The organism is Saliniramus sp. (assembly GCF_035311605.1).
Taxonomy (GTDB): domain Bacteria; phylum Pseudomonadota; class Alphaproteobacteria; order Rhizobiales; family Beijerinckiaceae; genus Saliniramus.
The window spans coordinates 1-4,130 of sequence record NZ_DATGCW010000224.1; the positions used below are offsets into that span (position 1 = coordinate 1).

Annotated in this window: 9 protein-coding genes; 7 read left to right on the top strand and 2 right to left on the bottom strand. The window is 67.8% G+C overall.

The genetic code is table 11. The features are described 5' to 3' along the window. Both VKP01_RS10185 and VKP01_RS10190 read right to left on the bottom strand, forming a co-directional pair. Positions 1 to 416, bottom strand: a 416-nt coding sequence (locus VKP01_RS10185; protein WP_324412035.1) for a trypsin-like serine protease, incomplete at its 3' end; no start/stop codon positions are given. Positions 417 to 455: 39 nt separating this feature from the next. Further along, positions 456 to 1,214: a S1 family peptidase gene (locus VKP01_RS10190; RefSeq protein WP_324412036.1), complete on the bottom strand. Its 759-nt coding sequence runs from the start codon at positions 1,212 to 1,214 to the stop codon at positions 456 to 458. 32 nt (positions 1,215 to 1,246) lie between these two features. Here VKP01_RS10190 and VKP01_RS10195 point away from each other — a divergent pair, with 32 nt between their 5' ends. From VKP01_RS10195 to VKP01_RS10225, 7 genes are all read left to right on the top strand, one after another. Further along, positions 1,247 to 1,813, top strand: a complete 567-nt coding sequence (locus VKP01_RS10195; protein WP_324412037.1) for a head-tail connector protein — start codon at positions 1,247 to 1,249, stop codon at positions 1,811 to 1,813. An 11-nt stretch (positions 1,814 to 1,824) separates the two neighbouring features. After that, positions 1,825 to 2,157: a head-tail adaptor protein gene (locus VKP01_RS10200; RefSeq protein ID WP_324412038.1), complete on the top strand. Its 333-nt coding sequence runs from the start codon at positions 1,825 to 1,827 to the stop codon at positions 2,155 to 2,157. Then, entirely contained in the window at positions 2,154 to 2,564 is a 411-nt protein-coding gene (locus VKP01_RS10205; RefSeq protein WP_324412039.1) for a DUF3168 domain-containing protein, read from the top strand. The genes VKP01_RS10200 and VKP01_RS10205 overlap by 4 nt, the downstream gene beginning before the upstream one ends. 32 nt (positions 2,565 to 2,596) lie before the next feature. Then, positions 2,597 to 3,004, top strand: a complete 408-nt coding sequence (locus tag VKP01_RS10210) for a phage major tail protein, TP901-1 family (RefSeq protein ID WP_324412040.1) — start codon at positions 2,597 to 2,599, stop codon at positions 3,002 to 3,004. Between the two features lie 10 nt (positions 3,005 to 3,014). Continuing rightward, complete coding sequence (locus VKP01_RS10215) at positions 3,015 to 3,356, top strand: gene transfer agent family protein (RefSeq protein WP_324412041.1); 342 nt, start codon at positions 3,015 to 3,017, stop codon at positions 3,354 to 3,356. Continuing rightward, the gene (locus VKP01_RS10220) at positions 3,353 to 3,559 is read left to right on the top strand and encodes a rcc01693 family protein (RefSeq protein WP_324412042.1); all 207 of its coding nucleotides are present in this window, start codon (positions 3,353 to 3,355) and stop codon (positions 3,557 to 3,559) included. The genes VKP01_RS10215 and VKP01_RS10220 overlap by 4 nt, the downstream gene beginning before the upstream one ends. 22 nt (positions 3,560 to 3,581) lie before the next feature. Then, on the top strand, positions 3,582 to 4,130 hold a 549-nt coding region (locus VKP01_RS10225; protein WP_324412043.1), incomplete at its 3' end, for a phage tail tape measure protein.

Below are 4,130 nucleotides of genomic sequence, written 5' to 3' on the forward strand. Positions count from 1 at the left end.
CCCGGCATCGGCGTGTTGGTGCGGCGCAACGGCAAGGGCGTGAATTCGTGGCCGAGTGGCCCATCGAGACGGATCACGGCCAGGTCGATGCCGGGCTGGCGGCGCGGTGGCGCCGTCCCGTCAAAGCTCGGATGCAGCGCCTTGGCCAGAACGCCACGGCGAACCGTGCGTCCGCGTCGGTCGAGGGCGAAGACCTCGTATTGCGTATCCGCAAGCAGACAATGGGCCGCCGTCACGATCAGGTCGGGGGCGGTGAGCACGCCGCTGCACATTTCGCCCTGATCGCTTTCGATGCGCACGACGAATTCGCGCAACCCGTCCCGGTTGGTTGCCTCGACGCCGCGCACGATCGCCTCAGCCGGCGCGATGCCGGCGACGACGAACAGAATCAGGGTGAGGAACGCGCTTCGGATCATGCCTGCAATCTTGACTGCTTCACCGCGCAAGACAAGCACTTATCGCCACGACACATGGCGATTCCAATCCGCCGTGACGGCTTCGATCCAGCTTCGCTGGGGGCCGAGCAGGACGCCTTGAGTCATGGCACCGCAGGAAGCGGAGCCGTTGCCGGTCGTCCAGGTGGTGATGGCGAAGACGTGCCCATCACGGCTGATCGGCCCGCCCGAATCACCATGGCAGCCACCGCGCGGCATGGAGCCGCCACCAGACAGCCAGATCAGGATGCTGCTCGGCCCGTATGGCTCGATCACATCCAGTTCGACGCTGTGGAAATTGCCGCTCGTGGCGCCGCTGCTATCGGCTTCATCGCGCAGGCCGAAACCGGCCAGGCGCACCCGGGTCTCGGCACGCGGCGCCTGCATCGACAGGGTGGCCGGCTCGAACCGCATCGGCAGTGGCTGAGCGATGCGGATCAGGGCGAGATCGATCGAGCGGCGGCGGGTACGGATCGCGTCGGGAACGAATTGCGGATGCACGACCGTCTCGCCGATTTCGAGCAGAACCGGCATCCCGTCCTCATCGCGGAAATGGACGCGATGTTCCGCAGCGCCGGTGACGCAATGGGCGGCGGTGATGACGAGATCGTCGTCGAGCATCACGCCGGAACAGACCGATCCGCCGGAGCCTAGAACCATCACGCCCGCCCGCGCGAGCGGGGAGGTGTCCGCAGTACCACCGATCACTGCGCGAACCGGCCCGACCGGCAGCATCAGCGACAGGCACAGGGTGAGTGCGGCGAGGCAGATGCGCGACATTCGAGACCTTCTTCCTGAACGAGGTATCCAGCATGATTCCGATACGCGTCGGCGGCCCCGCCGTCGAGCCCGTTTCGCTCGCGGATGCGCGCACGCATCTGCGGCTCGACGACACGCATGAAGATGATCTGGTCACGGCGCTGATCGAGGCGGGGCGGCTCCTGCTCGAATCGGCAACGCGGTTGATCTTCATCAATCAGAGCTGGCGGCTGATCCTGGAGGAGACGCCCCGCAGCATGCATTTGCATCTGCCGCTCGCCCCGATCATCGCGATCACCGAGATCCGCGTCATTGATGCGCAGGGCGTCACCAGCGTGGTCGATCCGCAGGATTACCGCCTGCGTCCCGGCGCGCAGCCGCCGGGCCTGATGCTTGCAGACAGCTTTCCGCGCCCGTCCGGCGGCATCGAGATCGATCTGGAGGCGGGTTTCGGACCTGCGCCCGAGAACGTGCCGGCGCCGTTACGCCAGGCGCTGCGCATGCTGGTCGCGCGCTGGTTCGAGGAGCGTGGCGACGGGGCTGGCGAGCCCGAGACGGGGTTATTGCCGCCGGATGTCGCGCTGATGATCGCGCCCTACCGCCATTTGCGGCTGAACTGAGGGAGGCCGGTATGGAAAAGCGCACGAAGATCGGCGCGCGCCGCAAACTCTTCGTCATTGAAACGCCGATCGATCTCCCTGATGGCTTCGGCGGTTTCACGCGCAGCTGGCAGGCCGGTCCGGCGGTCTGGGGAGCGCTCGAGACCCTGCGCTTCGACGAACGCCGCATCGCGGGCCGCACCGAAGAGGTGGCGACGCATCGCTTGCGGCTGCGCCGGCGCACGCCGCCACCTGCGGGTTCGCGCTTCGCGCTCGGCCCGCGCCGTTTCGACCTGCGCGCGAGCGACGCCGCCGAGGCGCCGGCGCGTGATCTGGTCTGTCTGGTGGAGGAGGTCAGGCCATGAGCGGTCCCATACTCGCCTTGCGTCAGGCCATTCTGACGCGTCTCACCGAAGATGCCGATCTCGCCCAGGCCATGGGCGGCGCGGTGCATCTCTACGATGAACCGCCGCGCGCGGCACCCGCTATCTACGCGGTGTTTGGTGATGCGCAGGTGCGCGACTGGCCGGGCGACCTGCAGGAGGCGCATGAACACGATCTGCGCATCGTCGTCTGGGCGCGACCGGGCTCGCGGGCGAGCGCGCTCATTGCCGCAGATTACATGGCGGAGGCGCTGCACGACGCGTCGCTGACGCTGATCGATCACCGGCTGGTCAATCTGCGCGTCGTCTCCTGCGCGATCGGACGCGACGAGCGCTCCGGGCTGGGGCGGGCGGAATTGGGGCTGCGGGCGGTGACGGAGCGCCTGTGAGCGAGGGCCATGCGATTTGAGGGAGACACGAAATGGCAGCACAGAAAGGCAAGGATCTTCTGGTGAAGATCGCGGATGGCGGCGGTTTCGCCACGGTGGCAGGATTGCGCGCGCGGCAGATCAGTTTCAATGCGGAGCCGGTCGATGTCACCCATGCCGATTCCGCCGGGCGCTGGCGCGAACTGCTCGCGGGGGCCGGCATGCGCCGGGCCGCGATCGCGGGATCGGGTGTGTTTCGCGATGCGCAATCTGATGCGCTGATGCGGGCGTTGTTCTTCGATGGCGGGATCGGCGATTTCGAGATCGTGATTCCCGATTTCGGCGTGATCACTGGCCCCTTCCAGATCGTCGCGCTGGAATATCGGGGCGATCACGCGGGCGAGGTGACCTTCGACATGGCGCTCGAATCGGCGGGCGCACTGGCATTCCAGGCAGCCTGAGGAGGTGGATATGGTCAATCGCAGACGCGGTGAGACGGAACTCGTTCTCGGGGAGCGGCGCTATCGGCTTTGTCTGACGCTCGGCGCGCTGGCCGAGCTCGAGGCCGCTTTCGGGGTCGATGATCTCGCAAGTTTGGCCGAGCGCTTCAATACCGGGCGGCTGGCAGCGGGGGATGTAATCAGCATCCTGACCTGCGCCCTGCGCGGCGGCGGCCACGAGATGAGTGAGGCGGAGGTCGCGGCGCTGCACGGGCCGGATGGCGTCAGTCCGCTGGTCGAGGGCGCCCTCGCGGCACTGGAGGCGGCGTTCGGGGTTGATGCGCCAAACCCTCCGCAGGCGCAGACGGGGTGAGCGCCGCGCCGGCGCCGTTTCCCTGGGATGCGGTGCTTGGCTACTGCCTCACCCGTCTGCGCTGGCCTCCCGAGAGCTTCTGGCGCGCCACGCCGCGCGAACTCGCCGCCGCGCTCGGTGATGTCGCGGCATCGGCCCCGCCGACACGGGCCGAGCTCGCGACGCTGATGTGCGCCCATCCCGACGCGCCCGCATGCGGGTAAGACCATTCATGGAGAGACGATCATGGATCCGACCCTGCGCCCCGGTGACGAGCGGCTCGAACTGCGCCGTCAAATCGACGAGACCGAGCGCCTGCGCGAAATCTCCGAGCGTCTCGGCACCACGCTGGAACAGAGCTTCGCGCGCGCAAATGCTGAAGGTGGGCGTTTCGATCGCACCTTGCAGCGGATGCAGCGCTCTCTGACCGGTTTCATGACGCGCATGGCGCGAGCACCGCTGCGCAGCCTGATCCGGCAGGGCGTGAGTTCCCTGCTGGGCGGGATCGGTCAGGGGGGGACACAGGCTTTCGCCGATGGAGGGGTGATCGCGGGCGGTCGGGTCATGCCGTTTGCCCAGGGCGGTGTCGTCGCCGCGCCGACCTATTTTCCGATGCGCGGCGGGACCGGGCTGATGGGGGAGGCGGGGCCCGAGGCGATCATGCCGCTCGCGCGAGGCCCGGATGGCCGTCTGGGTGTCGCTGCCGGAGGGCGTGACGGGCCGGTATCGGTGACGGTGAATATCACGACGCCGGATGCGGCATCCTTCCGGCGCTCGGAGAGCCAGGTCTCGGCG